Origin of the sequence: Streptomyces noursei, from assembly GCF_001646665.1 — a bacterium.
GTDB lineage: Bacteria > Actinomycetota > Actinomycetes > Streptomycetales > Streptomycetaceae > Streptomyces > Streptomyces lavendulocolor.
The window spans coordinates 1-21417 of the sequence record NZ_LWBU01000369.1; the positions used below are offsets into that span (position 1 = coordinate 1).

The 21417-nt window shown below is 72.3% G+C and carries 18 protein-coding genes; 10 read left to right on the forward strand and 8 right to left on the reverse strand.

Annotation, left to right across the window (positions count from 1 at the left end; genetic code table 11):
* Nucleotides 1–114: 114 nt before the first annotated feature.
* From A4V12_RS27365 to A4V12_RS27385, 5 genes are read right to left on the reverse strand one after another with little or no spacing between them, the layout of a single operon-like run.
* On the reverse strand, nucleotides 115–1425 hold the full coding sequence (locus A4V12_RS27365) for a DUF58 domain-containing protein (RefSeq protein ID WP_064072117.1): 1311 nt from the start codon (nucleotides 1423–1425) through the stop codon (nucleotides 115–117).
* A gap of 11 nt (nucleotides 1426–1436) precedes the next feature.
* Nucleotides 1437–2420 carry an AAA family ATPase gene (locus A4V12_RS27370; protein WP_064072118.1) on the reverse strand — a complete coding sequence of 328 codons (984 nt, stop codon included), beginning with the start codon at nucleotides 2418–2420 and terminating at the stop codon, nucleotides 1437–1439.
* Complete coding sequence (locus A4V12_RS27375) at nucleotides 2417–3622, reverse strand: DUF4350 domain-containing protein (RefSeq protein ID WP_064072119.1); 1206 nt, start codon at nucleotides 3620–3622, stop codon at nucleotides 2417–2419. Before A4V12_RS27375 ends, A4V12_RS27370 begins: the two co-directional genes overlap by 4 nt.
* Nucleotides 3619–4290, reverse strand: a complete 672-nt coding sequence (locus tag A4V12_RS27380; RefSeq protein WP_064072120.1) for a DUF4129 domain-containing protein — start codon at nucleotides 4288–4290, stop codon at nucleotides 3619–3621. Before A4V12_RS27380 ends, A4V12_RS27375 begins: the two co-directional genes overlap by 4 nt.
* A gap of 22 nt (nucleotides 4291–4312) precedes the next feature.
* Nucleotides 4313–5545, reverse strand: a complete 1233-nt coding sequence (locus tag A4V12_RS27385; protein ID WP_064072121.1) for a DUF7544 domain-containing protein — start codon at nucleotides 5543–5545, stop codon at nucleotides 4313–4315.
* A 182-nt stretch (nucleotides 5546–5727) separates the two neighbouring features.
* Here A4V12_RS27385 and mtnA point away from each other — a divergent pair, with 182 nt between their 5' ends.
* The 7 genes from mtnA to A4V12_RS27420 all read left to right on the forward strand — a co-directional run bounded on the left by mtnA (nucleotide 5728) and on the right by A4V12_RS27420 (nucleotide 14231).
* Complete coding sequence (gene mtnA, locus A4V12_RS27390; RefSeq protein WP_064072122.1) at nucleotides 5728–6885, forward strand: S-methyl-5-thioribose-1-phosphate isomerase; 1158 nt, start codon at nucleotides 5728–5730, stop codon at nucleotides 6883–6885.
* 4 nt (nucleotides 6886–6889) lie between these two features.
* Nucleotides 6890–7579: a two-component system response regulator MtrA gene (mtrA, locus tag A4V12_RS27395; protein ID WP_187740742.1), complete on the forward strand. Its 690-nt coding sequence runs from the start codon at nucleotides 6890–6892 to the stop codon at nucleotides 7577–7579.
* Between the two features lies 1 nt (nucleotide 7580).
* A complete protein-coding gene (gene mtrB / locus A4V12_RS27400) occupies nucleotides 7581–9587 on the forward strand; it encodes an MtrAB system histidine kinase MtrB (RefSeq protein WP_079137386.1) in 2007 nt (668 codons plus the stop codon).
* Nucleotides 9577–11436 (forward strand): LpqB family beta-propeller domain-containing protein, encoded by a 1860-nt coding sequence (locus A4V12_RS27405; protein WP_064072124.1) that lies wholly within the window; start codon nucleotides 9577–9579, stop codon nucleotides 11434–11436. Before mtrB ends, A4V12_RS27405 begins: the two co-directional genes overlap by 11 nt.
* An 84-nt stretch (nucleotides 11437–11520) precedes the next feature.
* Entirely contained in the window at nucleotides 11521–12249 is a 729-nt protein-coding gene (locus A4V12_RS27410; protein ID WP_079137387.1) for a ComF family protein, read from the forward strand.
* Between the two features lie 330 nt (nucleotides 12250–12579).
* A complete protein-coding gene (hpf, locus tag A4V12_RS27415; protein WP_064072125.1) occupies nucleotides 12580–13266 on the forward strand; it encodes a ribosome hibernation-promoting factor, HPF/YfiA family in 687 nt (228 codons plus the stop codon).
* A gap of 191 nt (nucleotides 13267–13457) precedes the next feature.
* Nucleotides 13458–14231: a response regulator gene (locus A4V12_RS27420; protein WP_064072126.1), complete on the forward strand. Its 774-nt coding sequence runs from the start codon at nucleotides 13458–13460 to the stop codon at nucleotides 14229–14231.
* Between the two features lie 47 nt (nucleotides 14232–14278).
* On the opposite strand, the gene A4V12_RS35685 is transcribed toward A4V12_RS27420, so the two are convergent.
* Together A4V12_RS35685 and A4V12_RS37165 are read right to left on the reverse strand one after the other, a co-directional pair.
* The gene (locus A4V12_RS35685; RefSeq protein WP_064072216.1) at nucleotides 14279–15451 is read right to left on the reverse strand and encodes a winged helix-turn-helix domain-containing protein; all 1173 of its coding nucleotides are present in this window, start codon (nucleotides 15449–15451) and stop codon (nucleotides 14279–14281) included.
* A 48-nt stretch (nucleotides 15452–15499) separates the two neighbouring features.
* Nucleotides 15500–16081 (reverse strand): GNAT family N-acetyltransferase, encoded by a 582-nt coding sequence (locus A4V12_RS37165; protein WP_064072127.1) that lies wholly within the window; start codon nucleotides 16079–16081, stop codon nucleotides 15500–15502.
* Nucleotides 16082–16334: 253 nt separating this feature from the next.
* Between A4V12_RS37165 and secA the strand changes: the two genes are divergently transcribed.
* Nucleotides 16335–19157 (forward strand): preprotein translocase subunit SecA, encoded by a 2823-nt coding sequence (gene secA / locus A4V12_RS27435; protein WP_064072128.1) that lies wholly within the window; start codon nucleotides 16335–16337, stop codon nucleotides 19155–19157.
* An 82-nt stretch (nucleotides 19158–19239) separates the two neighbouring features.
* On the opposite strand, the gene A4V12_RS40040 is transcribed toward secA, so the two are convergent.
* On the reverse strand, nucleotides 19240–19794 hold the full coding sequence (locus tag A4V12_RS40040; protein ID WP_423563164.1) for an Rv3235 family protein: 555 nt from the start codon (nucleotides 19792–19794) through the stop codon (nucleotides 19240–19242).
* Between the two features lie 279 nt (nucleotides 19795–20073).
* On the opposite strand from A4V12_RS40040, the gene A4V12_RS27445 reads away from it, so the two are divergent.
* Together A4V12_RS27445 and A4V12_RS27450 are read left to right on the forward strand one after the other, a co-directional pair.
* Complete coding sequence (locus A4V12_RS27445; RefSeq protein WP_064072129.1) at nucleotides 20074–20580, forward strand: DUF6912 family protein; 507 nt, start codon at nucleotides 20074–20076, stop codon at nucleotides 20578–20580.
* A gap of 56 nt (nucleotides 20581–20636) precedes the next feature.
* The gene (locus A4V12_RS27450) at nucleotides 20637–21299 is read left to right on the forward strand and encodes an HAD family hydrolase (RefSeq protein ID WP_064072130.1); all 663 of its coding nucleotides are present in this window, start codon (nucleotides 20637–20639) and stop codon (nucleotides 21297–21299) included.
* The last annotated feature ends 118 nt before the right edge of the window (nucleotides 21300–21417 follow it).

Here is a 21417-nt window from a genome sequence, read left to right on the forward strand (position 1 = left end):
ACAATTTTTAGCCTCAGTCCCCGGATCTTGTGTCCGGGGACTGAGGCATTTTTGCGTTCAGGACCCGTTCCAGAACGCCTTTCTGATGGGTCGGCTTGCAGGACGGAGGGGAAATCAGAGGCGGCCGGCTGCCTTGAGAGCGAGGTAGGCATCGGCGAGGGCTGGGGCGAGGTTCTCCGGGTTCGCGTCCACCACGGTCACTCCCTGGCGCTGCAACTGTTCGCCGGTACGGCGGCGCTGGGCTTGGGTCTGAGTGCCTGCGGCGGCTTCGTAGACCGCTTCGGCGGTGCCGCGTGCGCGTGTCATCGCGTCCGTGCGGGGATCCGAGACGGAGGCGACCAGGACGGTATGGCGCTTGGTGAGCTGGGGGAGAACCGGGAGCAGGCCTTCCTCGATGGGCGCGGCTTCCAGGGTCGTCAGGAGGACGATCAGGGAGCCTCGCGGGGCGTGGGTCAGGGCCGCCGCGCTCAGGCCACGTGCGTCGGTTTCCACCAGCTCCGGCTCCAGGGGAGCGAGGGCATCCGCGACGGCGGGCAGGAGGTCCTTCGCCGAGCGGCCCTGGACGAGGGCGCGGATGCGGCGGTCGTAGGCGAGGAGATCCACGCGGTCGCCGGCTCGGGAAACGAGTGCCGTGAGGAGCAGTGCGGCGTCCATGGACGCGTCGAGACGGGGTACGTCACCGACCCGGCCGGCGGACGTGCGGCCGGTGTCGAGGACGACGAGGATGTGCCGGTCACGCTCGGGACGCCAGGTGCGGACGGCGACGGTGGCGTGGCGGGCGGTGGCCCGCCAGTCGATGGATCTGGTGTCGTCGCCGGGGACGTACTCCCGCAGGCTGTCGAACTCCGTGCCCTGGCCGCGGACGAGGACGCTGGTGCGGCCGTCGAGCTCGCGGAGGCGTGCCAGTCTGGACGGCAGGTGCTTGCGGCTGGTGAAGGGGGGCAGGACGCGGACCGTCCAGGGGACGTCGTGGTTGCCCTGCCGGGCGGCGAGACCGAGCGGGCCGTAGGAGCGGACGGTGACGCGGGCCGAGTGCCGGTCACCGCGGCGCGTGGGCCGCAGAACGGTGGTGACCCGCCGGCGTTCGCCTGCCGGAACGGTCAGGTCGTGGCGCGAGGCGGCCTGCTCGCTGCCCGGGAGCCAGCTGCTGGGCGGCCAGGCGTCGCGGAGCCGGGCGCGCAGTCGTCGGCGGGACGGGTTGGTGACGGCGAGGTGGACCTCGGCGCTGTCACCCAGTCGAACGGTTGTGTCACCGCTTCGGGTGAACCGGAGCGTTCGCACTGGCGCGGCGAGAGCGTAGTCGCACAGAATTGCGAGTGAAAGGGGCGCGTTGACGGCCAGCATCCCGGTCCAGCTGGGGGCGAGGATGCCGACCGGGAGGGCGCCGATGGCGGCGAGGAGCGCGCTTCGTCCGGTGAGGGCCATGGTTCACCGCCTCACCGGGGGACGGGGACGTGTGCGAGGATCGCGGTGATGACGGAGTCGGGGGTGACTCCTTCCATCTCCGCCTCGGGGCGCAGCTGGACGCGGTGGCGGAGGGTTGGCAGTGCGAGGGCCTTCACATCGTCCGGGATGACGTAGTCGCGGCCGGTGAGCCAGGCCCATGCGCGGGCGGTGGCGAGCAGAGCGGTGGCTCCTCGCGGGGAGACGCCGAGGCTGAGCGAGGGGGATTCACGGGTGGCACGGCAGATATCGACGACGTAGCCGGCGATGTCGGCGGAGACCGAAGTCTTCGCGACGGCCATGCGGGCGGCTTCGAGATCGGCGGGCCCGGCGACCGGGCGCACGCCGGCGGCTTCCAGGTCCCGGGGGTTGAAGCCTTCGGCATGACGGGTCAGCACGTCGATCTCGTCCTGGCGGGAGGGCAGAGGAACCGTCAGCTTCAGCAGAAACCTGTCCAGTTGGGCTTCGGGCAGGGGATAGGTGCCTTCGTATTCGACGGGGTTCTGCGTGGCGGCGACCAGGAAGGGCTCGGGAAGGAGGCGGGGTGTGCCGTCGACGGTGACCTGGCGTTCCTCCATCGCCTCCAGGAGGGACGACTGGGTCTTGGGGGGTGTGCGGTTGATCTCGTCGGCCAGCAGGAGGTTGGTGAACACCGGGCCGGGCTGGAAGGAGAACTCGGCGGTCCGGGCGTCGTAGACGAGGGAACCGGTGATGTCGCTCGGCATCAGGTCGGGGGTGAACTGGACGCGCTTGGTGTCCAGTTCGAGTGAGGCGGCGAGCGCGCGGACGAGGAGCGTCTTGGCGACGCCGGGGACGCCCTCCAGGAGGACATGGCCTCGGCAGAGGAGGGCGACGACGAGCCCGGTGACGGCGGGGTCCTGCCCGACCACGGCCTTCGCGATCTCGGTGCGCAGGGCCTCCAGGGAGGAGCGGGCGCTGTCCGAGGTGTCAGCGGTCTCGGGGGTCGGGGCGCTCATGAGGTGCGTACCTCTCTTTCGAGGGCGTCGAGTCGGTCGGCGAGCAGGGTGAGAGCGGCGTCGTCGGCAGGTGCCCCGCCGAACAGGAGATCCCTGTGGCCCGCATCCCCCGCTGCGAGACGGGCGGAGAGTGTGGGCAGCAGGGCGTCGGGGGAGTGGGCCTCCGTCAGGGGGACGCCCAGGAGGGGAGCGAGCCGGGTGCGGGTGGCGGTGCGGAGAACGGTGGCGGCTCGGTCGCGGGCGTTCGCACGGCGGTAGAGGCGGGCGCGGCCCTCGGTCGTCTCGGAGGCACGGATGGTCACGGGCAGCTGCTCGGTGACGAGCGGCCCGAGTCGTCGGGCGCGCCAGACGGCGGCGAGCACGGCGGCGAGGGCGAGTTGGAGAGTGCCCCACAGCCAGCCGGACGGGATCAGTTGGAGGAAGCCCCGCTCGGTGGCTTCCTCGCGGTCGCCGCCGTCACCGGTGCCGCTGGTGGCGGACGGGTCCTGGAGAGAAGGGAGGTACCAGACGAGATGGGGCCGGGAACCGAGGAGTTGCAGGGCGAGCGAGGCGTTGCCCTGTTTGTCCAGACGCTCGTTGTGGAGGATGTCGGGAGAGCCGAGGAGAACTGTGTCGCTGTCGGCGGGGCCGTCGATCCGCAGGAGGGTGGCCAGGCCGTCACGGGGGTAACACGCGTCGCTGCCCGGAAGGTCGGTCGTGTAGCGCTCACCGCCGAGGTCGACGCTGCCGGCGCGGGCGGCGGCCGGCAGGGAGCATTCGGGGGAGAGCGCGGAGACCGGGGCGGAGGTGCGCGGGACCACCCCGGGGGCCAGGGTGCCGACGGAAGGGGCTCCGGCGGAGACCAGCACGGTGCGGCCGCCCGCGGTGTCCATGTCGCCGCGCAGGATCCTCTGCTGGTGGTCCGTGAGCAGATCGGGGGTGGTGACGAGAAGGGTGGTGTCCGGGCCCGACGCGGTGGTCGCCTGGTCGAGCGTGGTGACCACGCGGGTGGTGACGCCGCGCTGAGCGAGCAGTTCGGCGACGGCGAGGCTGCCCCGGGGATCGGCGGAGCGCGGGTCGAGGTGCCCGTGCCGGGCGTCGGAGCGCACGAGGGCCATCACGATTCCGGCCACGATGAGGAGGGCCAGGGCGAACAGCAGCCCTCTCGCACGGGTCCAGATGTGGCGGGCGGTCGGAGAGGTGGAGGTGGGGGAGGCGGTCATCCGGCCGCTCCCCGGGTGGCCTCGCTCAGGTCGGGCCTGGCCCGCTCCAGTGCGGTGTCCACGTCCACGAGACGCTGGTACGCGCGCTGGTCGGCGGTGCGGCCACCGTATGTGACGTCGTCGAAGGTGCGGGCGGCGGCGCGGAGTTCGTCCGCCTGGGCGGGCAGGGGACGGGCCGCCTCGGCCGCCGCTTCGTCGGCGGTACGGCCGGGACGGGGTTCGAGGAGGGTGCGTTCCTCCAGGGAGCGCACGATGGCTCGCATCCGTTCCTGGACGGCTTCGTTCCAGCGGCCGGCCCGGGCGTGGTCCTCGGCCGTGGTGCGGTGTTCGGCAGCGCTGCGGGCGCGGTCGCCGAAGAGCGAGTCGGAGGTGATGACCTGTCGCCGGGGCGTGCCGAGGCGCCACCACAGGGCGCCGACAAGGGCCAGGACGACAAGGGCGATCACGACGAGACCGAGGACGCCCCCTGGAGCGGCGTTCGACGCGGAGTCGAGGAGCCTGCCGATGCGGTCCCAGAAGGCGTCGAGCGCACGCTCGATCAGGTTGGGGTCGTTCTCGTGGTACTTCGGTTCGGACAGTTCCCGCTCCGCCGCCTCACGGGCGGGGACGCGGGGAACGTCCACCGGCACGTCGGCGGTCGCGCGGACCGCCGGCCACGCCGTCGTCATGCCCCCCGTGGTCGGCACCGCATCAGCTCCTGGAGGCGGAGTCACCGGGCGGGGAGGAACCGTATCCGGGGACGCCGGCGGCGCGGGCCAGTTCGAGGTCGAGGGCCTCGCGCCGGATGCGCTGGTCGATGTAGAGGAGGACCGAGACGCCCGAGGAGATCGGGTAGGTGATCGAGGCCGCGATGACCGCACCGATTCCGGTGACGATGAGGAACGCCCAGCCGAACTCGGGGGCCGTGCTGCTGAGGAGGCCGCTGAGCCCGTCGCCGTCCACCGCGAACGCGATGATGGTGAAGGGGACCGCGACGATCATCGAGATGATGAACATCAGCAGCATGGTGAGCGCCAGGACGCCGAAGATCCGCCACCAGGAGCCCTGGACGAGCTTCGCCGAGCGCTTGAGGGAGGCGATCACACCCTGCCGCTCCAGCATCAGTGCGGAGTAGGAGAGGCTGAACCGGACCAGGAGCCAGATGATGACGACGAACGCGACGATTCCGCCCAGGGCGGTCAGCAGTGCGTCCGCGGGCGAGCTGTCGAGGAGCAGGCCGGGCAGCAGACCGGCGGCCATGATGGCGGCGCTCATGACCGGCAGCAGGAGCGTCAGGCCGAGGAGCTGGGGCAGCCTGGGCCTGGCCTCGCGCCACGCGTCGGAGAGCTTCACCGGGCGGCCCAGTACGGCCCGGCTGATCACGATGGTCAGCAGGGCGGTGGTGACGAACGTTCCGATGAGGGTGAGGGCCGTCGTGGGGCCCAGGGAGATCAGACTCGTCCGCAGGGACTCGACGGACTGCCGCAGGGCCTCCTCCGGAGTGGGGTCCGCGCTGAGCTGCGGGGGCGCCGGCACGAGGTAGCGCTGGACGAGGATGTCGCCGATCTGCGTGATGACGGAGACGGTGAGCGTGATGCCCAGCACGGTCCGCCAGTGCGCGCGCAGCGTGGAGACGGCGCCGTCGAGGATCTCGCCGACGCCGAGGGGGCGCAGCGGGATGACCCCGGGCTTGGCGGCCGGCGGCCTGCCCCAGCCGCCCTGGTGCCGGTCGCCGCCCCAGCCGGGGGCGGGGGCGCTCGGCGGGACGGGGCCATGCGGTCCGGGAGCGGTCGGCGGGGACCACTGGGCCGCCGGCGGCTGGTTCGGGGACCACTTGGGGGGCGTGCCGGGGGCGTCGGCCGGCTCGGCGGGCCGTGGGACGCCGGCGCCCTGGCCGTCGGAGGGCGAGGATCCGGGCGAGGCCCAGCCCGGAGTGTCGTTCACGGTCGTCCACCTCGTGCGTTCGTCGCGGTGCCGACTCGTCGAGCCGGCTCGGTCACGGTGCCGGGCCGCTCGGTGGGGCGGCAGGTTGGCAGCCATGGTGCCACGCGCCGTCGGCGCCCGGGCCCGGGGCCGGATCTCCCCGGCACCTTCATTGTCGGAGGCCCAGCGGGCAGACTGGGCGGATGGCTGATCAGTACGCACGAACCCCCGTCGGCTCCGAATCGTCCATGCTGCCCTCCCTGCGCTGGGAAGAGCCGCCGGAAGGCCCCGTGGTGGTGCTCCTGGACCAGACGCGGCTGCCGGCCGAGGAGGTCGAGCTGGTCTGCACGGATGTGCCCGCGCTGGTCAGGGCGATCCAGACGCTCGCCGTGCGCGGAGCGCCGCTGCTGGGCCTCGCCGGTGCCTACGGTGTGGCGCTGGCCGCCGTGCGGGGCTACGACGTGGACGAGGCGGCGGGGCTGCTGGCGGGGGCGCGGCCCACCGCGGTGAACCTGGCGTACGGGGTGCGGCGGGCGGCCGGTGCGTACCGGGTGGCGCTCGAGAAGGGCGAGGACCGGGAGGGCGCGGCTCGGGCGGCGCTCGCGGAGGCGAGGGACCTGCACCGGGAGGACGCCGAAGCCAGTGCGCTGATGGCGGGGCACGGCCTGGCGCTGCTGGACGAGCTGCTGCCGGGCGGTGGCCACCGGATACTCACCCACTGCAACACCGGGGCGCTGGTCTCGGGCGGCGAGGGGACCGCGTTCGCCGTGGCGCTGGAGGCGCACCGGGCGGGCAGGCTCCGCCGGCTGTGGGTGGACGAGACACGGCCGCTGCTCCAGGGGGCGCGGCTGACGGCGTACGAGGCGGCCCGCAGCGGCATGGCGTACACGCTGCTCACGGACAACGCGGCGGGTTCGCTGTTCGCGGCCGGGGAGGTGGACGCCGTGCTGATCGGCGCGGACCGGATCGCCGCCGACGGATCGGTGGCCAACAAGATCGGCAGTTATCCGCTGGCGGTGCTGGCCAGGTACCACCATGTGCCGTTCATCGTGGTGGCGCCCGTGACCACGATCGATCCGCGGACGCCGGACGGTGCGTCGATCGAGGTGGAGCAGCGTCCGGGGCAGGAGGTGACGGAGCTCACTGCGGCGCCGCAGGTGGTGGCCTCGGGGGTGGGGCCGGGCGCCGGTGGCGGGCTGCCGGTGGCGCCCCTGGGGACGCAGGCGTACAACCCCGCATTCGATGTCACGCCCCCGGAACTGGTGACGGCGATCGTCACGGAACTGGGGGTGGTTTCCCCGGTCACGGGGGCCGGAATCGCCGAGCTGTGTGCCAGGTCACGCCAGGTAACGATTAGCTAATGGGATGATGTCGATTATGAAGGGACGCGTCCTAGTCGTCGACGACGACACCGCACTGGCCGAGATGCTCGGGATTGTGCTGCGTGGTGAGGGTTTCGAGCCGTCGTTCGTAGCGGACGGCGACAAGGCGCTTGCCGCTTTTCGCGAGGCCAAGCCGGACCTGGTGCTGCTGGACCTCATGCTGCCCGGCAGGGACGGCATCGAGGTGTGCCGGCTCATCCGGGCCGAGTCCGGCGTGCCGATCGTGATGCTCACCGCCAAGAGCGACACCGTCGATGTGGTGGTGGGGCTGGAGTCCGGCGCCGACGACTACATCGTCAAACCGTTCAAGCCGAAGGAGCTGGTCGCCCGGATCCGGGCGCGGCTGCGGAGGTCGGAGGAGCCCGCGCCGGAGCAGCTCACCATCGGTGACCTGGTCATCGACGTGGCGGGGCACTCGGTGAAGCGGGACGGGCAGTCGATCGCGCTCACGCCGCTCGAGTTCGACTTGCTGGTCGCGCTCGCCCGCAAGCCGTGGCAGGTGTTCACCCGTGAGGTGCTGCTGGAGCAGGTGTGGGGCTACCGCCATGCCGCGGACACGCGGCTGGTGAACGTCCATGTGCAGCGGCTTCGCTCCAAGGTCGAGAAGGACCCGGAGCGGCCGGAGATCGTCGTCACCGTGCGTGGCGTCGGCTACAAGGCCGGACCGAGCTGACATGTCCCGCGGCAGTGCTGCTCCGAAGCCCGGGAACCCGGGAGTCCGTGCGGGGCGGGCTGCCGGGCCGGGGCGTCAGCCTTGGCGGCCGGGACGTCTGTTCCAGGACGGGGCACCGGGTGGGCCGGTGCTCCGGCTCCTGGCGCGCTGGGTGCGCCGGCCGCTGCTGCCGGCGTTGCGGCTGTGGCGGCGGAACATCCAGTTGCGGGTGGTCGCCGGCACGCTGCTGATGTCGCTCGGTGTGGTGCTGCTGCTCGGTTTCGTGGTGATCGGGCAGATGCGCAACGGTCTGCTGGACGCCAAGGAGCGGGCCGCCCAGAGCCAGGCGTCGGGTGGCTTCTCGGCCGCCCAGGGCCAGGCCGACGAGCAGCCGGGCCCCGGTGGCCCGGACGGCGGGACCGGGCGGGCGTCGCTGAACTGGCGGTCCGACCTGGTCGTGCAGCTGGCGAGCGGTGGCCAGGGCGCCTTCAACGTGGTGGCTCTCAGCTCCGACACGGAGGGCACGGCGCCCAGCCGCGGTGCGCGGGCCTCCGGTGGCGTGGAGCCGGCGCGGAGCATCCCGGTGAAGCTGCGGGAGTCCGTCGCGCAGGGGCCGGGGGCCTTCCAGACGTACACCCGGATCAACTACTCGGACGGCAAGCCGTCCGAGGCCGGGCTGGTGATCGGCAAGCGCCTCAACGACATCGACGGCAACTCGTACGAGCTGTACTACCTCTTCCCGCTGACCCAGGAGGAGGACTCCCTCGCGCTGGTGAAGACGACCCTCGCGACGGCCGGGCTGTTCGTGGTGGTGCTGCTGGGCGCGATCGCCTGGCTGGTGGTGCGGCAGGTCGTGACTCCGGTGCGGATGGCCGCCGGGATCGCCGAGCGGCTGTCCGCGGGCCGGCTCCAGGAGCGGATGAAGGTCACCGGCGAGGACGACATCGCCCGGCTCGGTGAGGCCTTCAACAAGATGGCGCAGAACCTCCAGCTCAAGATCCAGCAGCTGGAGGAGCTGTCGCGGATGCAGCGGCGGTTCGTGTCGGACGTCTCGCACGAGCTGCGTACGCCGCTGACCACCGTGCGGATGGCGGCCGACGTCATCTACGAGGCGCGGGAGGACTTCGATCCGGTGACGGCGCGTTCCGCGGAGCTGCTGGGGGACCAGCTGGACCGGTTCGAGTCGCTGCTGGCGGATCTGCTGGAGATCAGCCGCTTCGACGCGGGCGCCGCCGCGCTGGAGGCGGAGCCGATAGACCTGCGGGAGGTCGTCCGCAGGGTGATCGGCGGGGCCGAGCCGCTGGCCGAGCGCAAGGGCGGGCGGATCCTCGTCGTGGGTGACGAGCAGCCGGTCGTCGCGGAGGCCGACGCGCGGCGCGTCGAGCGGGTGCTGCGGAACCTGGTCGTCAACGCCGTGGAGTACGGCGAGGGCCGGGACGTGGTGGTGCGGATGGCCGCCGCGGGCGGCGCGGTGGCCGTCGCGGTGCGCGACTACGGAGTCGGTCTGAAGCCGGGCGAGGCCACGCGGGTGTTCAACCGCTTCTGGCGGGCGGACCCGGCACGGGCGCGCACCACGGGCGGTACGGGGCTGGGGCTGTCGATCGCCGTGGAGGACGCGCGGCTGCACGGCGGGTGGCTGCAGGCGTGGGGCGAGCCGGGAGGCGGTTCGCAGTTCCGGCTGACGCTGCCGCGTACGGCGGACGAGCCGCTGCGCGGGTCGCCCATACCGCTGGAGCCGGAGGACTCGCGGCGCAATCGTGAGCGGGCGGCCGCCGAGGAGGCGTCCCAGGGCGCCGGCCGGCTGCCGACGGTACCGGGGCAGGCGGGAAGCCCGGCGAGCCGCGGGCTGCCCGTGTCGGCGCGTACGGCGCTGCCGCCGCGGCAGGCCGCGCAGGTGGCCGCCGACCCGACGGCCCTGCCCGGCAACGGTGCGCGGGTGGTGTCGCGCGGGGCCGGTGAGCGGACGGCCGGGGACGGCTCGTCCACGACGCAGGAAGCGAAGCGGGAGGGGACGAGGCGTGGGCGCTGAGCGTCGTCACGGCCGGGGGCGTGCGGCGCGGGTGACCGTGCTGCTCGCATGCGGGGTGCTGCTGGCCGGGTGCGGTTCGATGCCCGACTCCGGGGACGTCTCCCAGGTGAAGGCGTCCGTCCCGGGGGACTCGCAGGTGCGGGTGTATCCGGTGACGCCGCGGGAGAACGCGGAGCCGGACGAGGTCGTCAACGGGTTCCTGGAGGCGATGACCGGTGACGACCCGGGCTTCGCGACGGCCCGGACGTACCTGACCAGGAAGGCGGCCAGGGAGTGGAAGCCCGAGGAGGGCACCACGGTGCTGACGGCCGCACCGGTCAGCCGGCCGGAGCCCAGCGGCATCCGCGAGTCGCAGGACCGCCGCGTCTACTCCCTGCACGGCAGCAAGGTCGCGACGGTGGACGGCCGCCACGCCTACCGGCCGGTGAAGACGACCAAGTACTCCGGGGCGATCCAGCTGGTGCAGGCGCCCGGCCCGGACGGCAAGGGCAAGGAGTGGCGGATCGACAACCTGCCGTCGGGGCTGCTGCTCGGTGAGTCGGACTTCCAGCGCAACTACCGTGCGGTCAACAAGTACTACTTCGCCTCCGGCCGGCACTGGGTCGTCGCCGACCCGGTCTACATCCGACAGCGGCAGGACCCGGTCACCCGGATGGATCCCGTCGCGCAGACGGTGAAGGCACTGCTGGAAGGGCCGACGAACTGGCTGGAACCGGCGGTGGATTCCAGTTTTCCCACCGGTGTGGCCCTGAAGGACGGTGTCACGTCCCTGACTCCGGACGACCAGAACAAGCTCAAGGTGCCGCTCAATGAAAAGGCCGACAATATAGGTTTCGGCACATGCCGCCGGATGGCTGCCCAATTGCTGTTCACCTTGGGGGATTTGGCGTCCACCAGGGTGGAACAGGTGGAGTTGCAGCGCGAGGACGGCGGCACGCTCTGCCTGATGGGGGAGAGCCAGAAGGAGAACTACCGGCCCGATCCGTCCGGTGGCCTTCGGGCGGCGAACTCGTATTTCATCGACGCGTCCGGCCGGCTGGCGAAGCTGGAGGCCGGTGCGGAGAACGTGGGCAAGCCGTCGACGGTGCCGGGGCCGTTCGGGAACGGGTCGGTCAAGGCCTCCAAGGTCGCCGTCGACCGCGACGAGCGGCGGGCGGCCGTGGTGTCGGACGACGACCAGCACCTGCGGGTGGCGTCGGTGGTGTCCGACGGGGCGGGTGAGCTCCCGCCGCCGGTGGTGCGCAGCAGGGGTGCGCGGCCGGACGACCGGTTGTCCGCCCCGAGCTGGGACGGCCGCGGCGGTCTGTGGGTCGCCGACCGCGACCCGGCGGATCCGCGGCTGCTGTTCCTGCCCGACGGTTCGGAGGAGCCCGTGCAGGTGGCGGCTCCCTGGCTCGCCGAGGGGATGCGGATCGAGGCGCTGCGGGTCTCCGAGGACGGGGTGCGCATGGCGCTGCTGCTCAAGGAGGGCGACAGGACGACGCTGCACATCGGCCGGGTCGAGCGCCGGGGGACCGGCGCCAAGCAGACGGTGCAGGTCGTGGACCCGCAGGCCATCGCGCCCCGGATGGAGTCGGTGACGTCGGTGTCCTGGGCCGGGCAGAGCCGGCTGGTGGTGCTGGGCAAGCTGGCCGGCGGGGTGCAGCAGGTGCGCTACATCCAGACGGACGGTTCGACCTCGGCGGCGGCGATTCCCGGCCTGAACCAGGTGAAGGTCGTCGCGGCGTCGAACAACGAGCGCGCGCCGCTGGTCGCCGCCTCGTCCGACGACGGGATCGTGCGGCTGTACGCGGGCGCCAACTGGCAGCCGATGGTCGAGAAGGGCACCTTCCCGGTCTATCCCGGCTGACACCCCTGCCGCGGGACCGCCGACGCGGGCGGCCCGGTTTTCCACAGGGGTGGAAGGCGGGGGCCGCGGTTGGGACAGTGGGCCATGCGCTGGTGGTGGCGGGAGATGGCCGGGTTGGTGCTGCCGGTGGCCTGCGGAGGCTGCGGGCGGCCGGGCGCGGCGCTGTGCCGGGAGTGCGGGCGTGCGCTGTGCGGGGACGGTGGGCGGCGGGTGCGTCCGGTGCCCGAGCCGGCGGGGCTGCCGGTGGTGTGCGCCGCCGCGCCGTACGCGGACGCCGTACGGGCGGTCCTGCTCGGGCACAAGGAGCGCGGGGCCCTGGGACTCGCCCGGCCGCTGGGCGTCGCCCTGGCGGGGGCCGTGAGGGCGTCTGTGGCGGCCTCCGGCGGCTCGCGGGGCCTCCCCCTGCTCCTGGTGCCGGTGCCCTCCGCGCGGCGCGTCGTGCGGGCACGTGGGCACGACGCCGGGCGGCGGATCGCGCTCGCCGCGGCGGCCGAGCTGCGGCGGACGGGGACGGCGGCGCGTGCCCTGCCGGTGCTGCGGCAGCGGCGCCCGGTGGCCGACCAGACCGGTCTGGGCGCGCGGGAGCGGCTGGCGAACCTGGCCGGCGCGCTGGAGGTGGCGCCCGCCGGCGGGCGCCTGCTGGAGGGCGGCAGGCCCGTCCTGGTCGACGATCTCATGACCACCGGCGCTTCGCTGGTCGAGGCGGCGAGGGCACTGGGTGCCGGTTGCCTGCCCCGGATCGGGGGACTCGTACGGGTGAGTGCCGCGGTTGTCGCCGCGCCTCCGGTCTCGTTCGAAATAATCCGGAACTGACGGGGAACGTGCAACGTTGTAGCTACTGAGGGAGCGAAAACACCTGATCGGAGGTTCGTGCGGATAGCGGGTGCCGACATCCGCTCCAGCGAGCTATGTTCGGGTGTGAGGAATGGCGAAAGCCGCGCTTCACCGAATGCACTGCTGTGTTTCCGGCCGGATTCCGGGCACGGTCAGGACATCGAGGTGGTGGGGTGGGGATCTTGCCGACGGGGGAGTAGGAGGTCGAGTCGCCAAGTCCGAGGCTCCGGTAGTCACCGGGGTCTGGTGCAAAAGGGAGATGCTCGCCGGCCGGGGGCCGGTTGAAGCGATCCGGGAACGGAGTTCTGCGTGGACATCGTCGTCAAAGGCCGCAAAACCGAGGTGCCCGAGCGGTTCCGCAAGCACGTGGCCGAGAAGCTGAAGCTGGAGAAGATCCAGAAGCTCGACGCCAAGGTGATCAGCCTCGACGTCGAGGTGTCCAAGGAACACAACCCGCGGCAGGCGGACCGGTCCGACCGTGTGGAAATCACCCTCCACTCCCGGGGACCGGTGATCCGGGCGGAGGCGGCGGCAGGCGACCCCTACGCAGCCCTTGACCTCGCGACGGGCAAGCTCGAAGCACGACTGCGCAAGCAGCACGACAAGCGTCACACCCGCCGTGGCAACGGCCGGCTCTCGGCCGCCGAGGTCGCCGACGCCGTCCCCGGCGTGGCCCACCTCAACGGCAACGGCTCCGTGGCGGTGGAGGAGCGCGACACCGTCCCCACCACGCGGATGGGTCCGCTCGAGGTGCGGGGCGAAGGTCCCCTGGTGGTCCGCGAGAAGACCCACACGGCCGCCCCGATGTCCCTCGACCAGGCTCTCTACGAGATGGAGCTGGTGGGGCACGACTTCTACCTGTTCGTCGACTCCGAGACCAAGCAGCCCAGCGTCGTCTACCGCCGGCACGCCTACGACTACGGCGTCATCCACCTGGAGAGCGACCCGTTGGCCGGCTCCGAGGCAGGCGGTGCGGGGGGCGCGCTCGGCGGTTGATGACTGCTGAAGCACCCCGGTGGTGCCCCTGGAGCGCCCTGTGCGCCCCCAGGGGCACCACCGTGCGACCGGAGGATCACCGTTTCACCGTCCGAGCATGAAATCATGACGGGGCACGCCAACCGCTGCTCCGAAGGCCGGGGTTGGCGTACCGCACAGGAACGCCAGGCAGGCCTGCAGGGGGAGGAACGATGGCGGACAGCTTCGGCCCGGTGCACCACCCGGGCGGCTCCGGCGCCCCGGCGGGCGGACCGGGATGCGGGAGCGGGGCCGGCAGCGACGCGGACGCCGAGGCGTCCCGCAAGGAGCCCATCCGGGTCCTCGTGGTCGACGACCACGCGCTCTTCCGACGGGGCCTGGAGATCGTCCTCGCCCAGGAGGAGGACATCCAGGTGGTCGGCGAGGCGGGCGACGGCGCTGAAGCCGTCGACAAGGCCGCCGACCTGCTGCCCGACATCGTCCTGATGGACGTCCGGATGCCCAAGCGCGGCGGCATCGAGGCTTGCACCTCCATCAAGGAGGTGGCCCCCAGCGCAAAGATCATCATGCTGACGATCAGCGACGAGGAGGCGGACCTCTACGACGCGATCAAGGCGGGCGCCACCGGCTACCTCCTCAAGGAGATCTCCACCGACGAGGTCGCCACCGCCATCCGGGCGGTCGCCGACGGGCAGTCGCAGATCAGCCCCTCCATGGCGTCGAAGCTCCTCACCGAGTTCAAGTCGATGATCCAGCGCACCGACGAGCGCCGGCTCGTCCCGGCGCCCCGGCTGACCGACCGGGAGCTGGAGGTCCTGAAGCTGGTCGCCACCGGGATGAACAACCGGGACATCGCCAAGGAGCTGTTCATCTCCGAGAACACGGTGAAGAACCACGTCCGCAATATCCTGGAGAAGCTCCAGCTGCACTCCAGGATGGAAGCGGTCGTCTACGCGATGCGGGAGAAGATCCTCGAGATCAGGTGAGGCCGCCGCGCCCGGCCGGGCCGGGGCTCAGCCCGGGCGAGCCGGGCTCAGCCCAGGCGGGTCAGGGCGGACGACAGCGCGGCCCCCAGCTCCGGCCGGTCCACCCGCTCGATCCGGACCGCGTCGCACCCCACCCACTCGGCGGCCTCGCGCAGCGCCTGCGCCATCGGCGCCACGGCCTTCGCCGAGGCCAGCGACACCTGCCTGGCCACCAGGGTCCGGCCGTCGCGAGCCGGGTCCACCCGGCCCACCAGCTGCCCGCCGGCGAGCAGCGGCATGGCGAAGTAGCCGTGTATCCGCTTCTGCTTGGGGACGTACGCCTCCAGGCGGTGCGTGAAGCCGAAGATCCGCTCCGTCCGCGCCCGCTCCCAGATCAGCGAGTCGAACGGCGACAGCAGCGTCGTGCGGTGACGGCCGCGCGGCACGCTCGCCAGGGCCTCGGGATCGGCCCAGGCGGGCTTGTCCCAGCCCTGGACACGCACCGGCACCAGCCCCGAGTCGGCGACGACGGCGTCGAACTGCTCGCCCCTGAGCCGGTGGTAGTCGGCGATGTCCGCGCGGGTGCCGACCCCCAGCGCCTGCCCCGCCAGCCGCACCAGCCGCCGCAGGCACTCCGTGTCGTCCAGCTCGTCGTGCAGCAGGTGGTCGGGGACGGCGCGCTCGGCGAGGTCGTACACCCGCTTCCAGCCGCGCCGCTCGGTGCACACCACCTCGCCGTACATCAGCGCCCGCTCGACGGCGACCTTCGACTCCGACCAGTCCCACCACTCGCCGCCGTTCTTGGCGCCGCCCAGCTCCGTGGCGGTCAGCGGGCCCTCGGCACGCAGCTGCTTGATCACCGCGTCGTAGGCCCCGTCGGGCAGGTCGTGGTACCACTGCGGGCGCGAGCGGTAGGCGCGGCGGCGGAAGGCGAAGTGCGGCCACTCCTCGATCGGCAGGACGCACGCCGCGTGCGACCAGTACTCGAAGGCGTGGCTCTGCGTCCAGTACGCGGCTTCGACCGTGGTGCGGCCGACGGCGCCCAGCCGGGCGTACGGAACCAGCTCGTGGGAGCGGGCCAGCACCGAGATCGTGTCCAGCTGGACGGCGCCGAGATGGCGCAGGACGCCGCGCACCCCCGCGCGGCGGTCGGGCGCACCCAGCAGGCCCTGGGCGCGCAGCGCGATACGACGGGCCTCGTCGGCGGAGAGGTCGGCGGTCGGAGGCGGCAGGGGCGTCATGGTCCGCACGGTCGTCATGCTCCGCACGATAGTCCGGGGCACTGACAGTCAGGCCGGCCCCGGCCCGGCCGGGAGGTAGGGCATCGGGGACGGCAGCCCGAGGTCGGAGGGGAGCAGGGCGCCGATCCAGCAGTCGCGGACCGTCCCGCGGTGCTCCAGGCCCGCGCGGAGCGTGCCCTCGAACCCGAAGCCGGCCTTCTCGGCGACCGCGCGCGAGCCCGTGTTGCCGGCCTGGGCGCGCCACTCCAGGCGGGGGCAGCCGAGGCCGGTGAAGGCCCAGCGGGCCAGGGCCAGCACGGTCTCCGCGGCGTACCCGTGGCCCCGGTGCTCGGCGACCGTGTAGAAGCCGATCTCCCAGCCCCCCGAGCGCGGGTGGTGCAGGCTCGCGGCGGCCAGCAGAGGGCCGCCCTCCCGGGGGCGCACGGCGAAGGTGTACTCCGTGTCGTCGCGCCAGGACTCCGGGACGTGGCGGCCGACGAAGTCCTCCGCGTGCCGCCGCTCGTAGGGGGAGGGGACCGACGTCCAGCGCTGGATGGCGGGGTCCTGGCAGGCGGCGTGCACCTCCTCCGCGTCGGCGGGCGTGAAGGCGGCCAGGCGCAGGCGTTCGGTGGTGAGGACGACGGGCTCCATGACGGGATTCTGGGGCCGCGCGGCGGGGCGGGGCGAACACTTTTCGACTTCAGCGGCACCTTCGGCGCGTTCCGCGCGTTCTCCTTGCGGGCGGCATGTCGGCGCGGCAGTCGGCCCAGGTGAGCGCGGACCTCCCGGCGCGGTGGCGTCCTCGCTTACGATGGCCGTTGCGGTGGGGCCCACCTGCCGTGCCCGTGCCAGTGTCCATGACAAGACCTAGTGCCAGGCCCGACCGGCAAGGAGACCAGCCTCAGTGTCCGTCTTCAACAAGCTCATGCGTGCAGGCGAAGGCAAGATCCTGCGCAAACTGCACCGCATCGCGGACCAGGTCAACTCCATCGAAGAGGACTTCGTCAACCTCTCCGACGCCGAGTTGCGGGCGCTCACCGAGGAGTACAAGCAGCGGTACGCCGACGGTGAGAGCCTCGACGACCTGATGCCCGAAGCGTTCGCGACCGTCCGCGAGGCGGCCAAGCGTGTGCTCGGCCAGCGCCACTACGACGTCCAGCTGATGGGTGGCGCCGCGCTCCACCTCGGATACGTCGCCGAGATGAAGACCGGTGAGGGCAAGACCCTCGTCGGCACGCTCCCGGCCTACCTCAACGCGCTGTCCGGCAAGGGCGTGCACCTGATCACGGTCAACGACTACCTTGCCGAGCGCGACTCCGAGATGATGGGCCGGGTCCACAAGTTCCTCGGCCTGACGGTCGGCTGCATCCTGGCGAACATGTCGCCGGCGCAGCGCCGCGAGATGTACAACTGCGACATCACGTACGGCACGAACAACGAGTTCGGCTTCGACTACCTGCGCGACAACATGGCGTGGTCCAAGGACGAGCTCGTCCAGCGCGGCCACAACTTCGCCTGTGTCGACGAGGTCGACTCCATCCTCGTCGACGAGGCCCGTACGCCGCTGATCATCTCCGGTCCGGCGGACCAGGCCACCAAGTGGTACGGCGACTTCGCCAAGCTGGTCACCCGCCTCAAGAAGGGCGAGCCCGGCAACCCGCTCAAGGGCATCGAGGAGACCGGCGACTACGAGGTCGACGAGAAGAAGCGCACCGTCGCCATCCACGAGGCCGGTGTCGCCAAGGTCGAGGACTGGCTGGGCATCGACAACCTCTACGAGTCGGTGAACACCCCGCTCGTCGGTTACCTGAACAACGCCATCAAGGCCAAGGAACTGTTCAAGAAGGACAAGGACTACGTCGTCATCGACGGCGAAGTCATGATCGTCGACGAGCACACCGGCCGTATCCTCGCCGGCCGCCGCTACAACGAGGGCATGCACCAGGCGATCGAGGCGAAGGAAGGGGTGGACATCAAGGACGAGAACCAGACCCTCGCCACGATCACCCTGCAGAACTTCTTCCGCCTCTACGACAAGCTGTCCGGCATGACCGGTACGGCCATGACCGAGGCCGCCGAGTTCCACCAGATCTACAAGCTGGGCGTCGTCCCGATCCCGACGAACAGGCCGATGGTCCGCAAGGACCAGTCCGACCTGATCTACCGCACCGAGGTCGCCAAATTCGCCGCGGTCGTCGACGACATCGAGGAGAAGCACAAGAAGGGCCAGCCGATCCTCGTCGGTACGACGTCGGTCGAGAAGTCCGAGTACCTCTCGCAGCAGCTGTCCAAGCGCGGCATCCAGCACGAGGTGCTCAACGCCAAGCAGCACGACCGTGAGGCCTCGATCGTCGCCCAGGCCGGCCGCAAGGGCGCCGTCACCGTCGCCACCAACATGGCGGGCCGCGGTACCGACATCAAGCTCGGCGGCAACCCGGACGACCTCGCCGAGGCCGAGCTGCGACAGCGCGGCCTGGACCCGGTGGAGCACCAGGAGGAGTGGGTGGCCGCGCTGCCCGCCGCCCTGGAGAAGGCCGAACTCGCCGTCAAGGCCGAGTCGGAGGAGGTCAAGGAGCTCGGCGGGCTGTACGTCCTGGGCACCGAGCGCCACGAGTCGCGGCGTATCGACAACCAGCTGCGCGGCCGTTCCGGCCGTCAGGGCGACCCGGGCGAGTCCCGCTTCTACCTGTCGCTGGGCGACGACCTGATGCGGCTGTTCAAGGCGCAGATGGTCGAGCGCGTCATGGCGATGGCCAACGTCCCCGACGACGTGCCGATCGAGAACAAGATGGTCACCCGCGCGATCGCGTCCGCGCAGTCGCAGGTCGAGCAGCAGAACTTCGAGACGCGCAAGAACGTCCTGAAGTACGACGAGGTGCTCAACCGGCAGCGCGAGGTCATCTACGGCGAGCGCCGCCGCGTCCTGGAGGGCGAGGACCTGCACGAGCAGATCCGCCACTTCATGGACGACACGATCGACGCCTACATCGAGGCCGAGACCGTCGAGGGCTTCGCCGAGGAGTGGGACCTGGAGCGGCTGTGGGGCGCGTTCAAGCAGCTCTACCCGTGCAAGGTCACCATCGAGGAGCTCGAGGAGGCGGCCGGCGACCGCGCCGGCATCACCGCGGAGTTCATCGCGGAGTCCGTCAAGGAGGACATCCACGAGCAGTACGACGCCCGCGAGAAGCAGCTCGGCTCCGACATCATGCGCGAGCTGGAGCGGCGCGTGGTGCTCTCGGTGCTGGACCGCAAGTGGCGCGAGCACCTCTACGAGATGGACTACCTCCAGGAGGGCATCGGCCTGCGCGCGATGGCCCAGAAGGACCCGCTGGTCGAGTACCAGCGCGAGGGCTTCGACATGTTCACCGCCATGATGGAGGGCATCAAGGAGGAGTCCGTCGGCTACCTGTTCAACCTGGAGGTCCAGGTCGAGCAGCAGGTCGAGGAAGTCCCGGTGCAGGACGCGGCCGCCCGGCCGTCCCTGGCCAAGGAGGACGCCGTTCCGGCGCAGGCGGGTGCCGGGCGTCCGGAGATCCGGGCCAAGGGCCTGGACGCGCCGCAGCGGCCCGACCGGCTGCACTTCTCCGCACCGACCGTGGACGGCGAGGGCGGTGTCATCGAGGGCGACTTCGAGAACGGTGACGGATCGTCCCGCTCCGAGGCGGACGGCCTGACGCGTGCGGAGCGCCGCAAGGCCCAGAAGGGCGGGCGTCGCCGCAAGAAGTGACCCCTCGCCGCAGGCGGGAGTGGTTTCCGGGGCCGGGTGCGCGACGACCGTCGCGTGCTCGGCCCCGTTGTCGCGGGCGGGGTCAGTGGCGCTCGCTGCCGAGCTCCACGGCGGCGCAGCGCCACTTGCGGTCGGTGCCCTGCTCCAGGCGGAAGGCCATCGCGCGGACCTGCTCGCCCGCCGCGATGCTCGCGAACGCCTCGACCACGCCCGGCCGCAGCGGGAAGCCGCCGCAGCGGCGGACGACCGGGCGTGCGCCCCGGGCGCGCAGGGGGGTGGCGGGTGCGAGCCGGATCAGCTGGTCGTAGGCCTCGCCGACGGTCTGGCCGAGCATCCAGTGGACGGGGCGCTCACCGCTGAGGACGGCGAGCAGCCGCTCGGCGAAGAGGATGTGCGGCGGGAGCGGCGCCCGGGTGACGGACGCGGTGGTGCCGCCGGGCGGGGCGGTGCGGGCCGTCGCCGTCCCGGCCGGGGCGGTGCGCGTGGGGGTGGTGCGGGCCGTCGCCGTGCGGGCCGGCGTGCGGCTCGGGGCCGGGCCGGCGGCCGGGCGCGGTGCACCGGGCCGGACGCCGCCGGGACCGCGCCCGCCCCTGCGGCCCGCCGGGCCCGGCGTCGTCCTGGTTGCGGTGGTGCTCATGAAGATCGCCCCCGTTCCGTGGCGCCCGGTTCTCTACCGGGCGGTAACTTGCGTAGGTGATCTTCTACGGGGGCGGGGAGGGGGCCCGCAATCGGTGCGCGTGCGGCCGGTGGATCGATGGGCGGATCACCTATCAGGGTGACGCCGGGGGCCTGGGCGCGGCCCCGGGGCGGGTGACGCGCGGTGCCGGGTGGACGGGAGGGTCCGGTGACCACCGGCCCCGAAGGGGGACCGCGCACGTATCCTGAGGGCGTCTGTCGACTACGAAAGCGGCCTGCCATGCGCGTCTACGTCCCCCTGACCCTCCCCGGTCTCGCACAGGCGCACGAGGCGGGCGAGCTGGGCCCCGGCCCGCTGACCGCGTACGCCGTGACGCCCGGTCTGCGGGAGTGGTACGTGTCGGACGACATCGAGGAGCTGGAGTACGCGGCGCTGAACCGGGCGGCGGCCGCGTCGCTTCGGATGCTGGCCGCCGACCCGTCCGCCGCGCGGCGCCGGGTGGTCGTCGCCGTCGACGTACCCGACGGGGCCGCGGCCGCCGATCCCGACGGGGCGCTCGACCCCTCGTCGGTGGGCGAGGTGCGGATCGCCCGCGCCGTGCCGCTGGCCAAGGCGGCGGCGGTGCACGCGGACGCGGACGACGCGGAGGCCGACGTGTCCGCCGCGGCGGAGGCGCTGGGCGCGGCCGACCACGGGGACGACGACGCGCAGTTCGTCGTGGACGGGGCCGAGGACCACGAACTGCTGTGGTTCGGGGTGCAGGAGATCCCCGGGTTGATCGGCTGACCGGCGACCTGTGGACAACCGGTTCCGCCGTCGGACCCTGCCGGTACCTTTCTGACATGGGGAAGCACGGCACCCACCTGGTGTGGGACTGGAACGGCACGCTGCTCGACGACATCGACGCGGTGATAGGGGCGACGAACGCCGCGTTCGAGGAGATAGGGCTGGAGCCCATCACGCTCGCGCGGTACCGGGAGCTCTACCGTGTCCCGGTCCCGCTCTTCTACGAGCAGCTGATGGGCCGGCTGCCCACCGAGGCGGAGTGGCTGGTCATGGACGAGGCCTTCCACCGCCACTACTGGGTGCGGGCCGAGGTGTGCGGGCTGGCGGAGGGTGCCGCCGAGCTGCTGGCCGCGCGGCAGGCGGCCGGGCTCACGCAGTCGCTGCTGTCGCTCGCCCCGCACGACCTGCTGGTGCCGATCGTGCGGCGGCACGGCATCGAGGAGCGGTTCGTCCGGGTGGACGGACGGACGGGCAGCTCGACGGCCGGCAAGGCGGAGCACATGGTGCGCCACCTGGTGGCGCTGGAGGGCGTGCCGCCCGAGCGGATCGTGGTGATCGGGGACGCGGCGGACGACGCGGTGGCGGCGGCGCACGTGGGCGCGAAGGCGGTGCTCTACACCGGGGGCTCGCACAGCCGGAAGAGCCTGGCGGCGGTGGGCGTGCCCGTCGTGGACACGCTGGCGGAGGCGGTGGCGGTCGCGGAGGAGCTGGCGGCGTGACCCCGGGCGGGGTGCGCCGGCGGGACCCCCTGCGGGGGTGCACGGCGGGACCGCCCGGCGTGGCCCACGGCGTGACCCCCGGCGGGGTGCGCCGCGGCCGGGGGCCCGCGCACCCCGC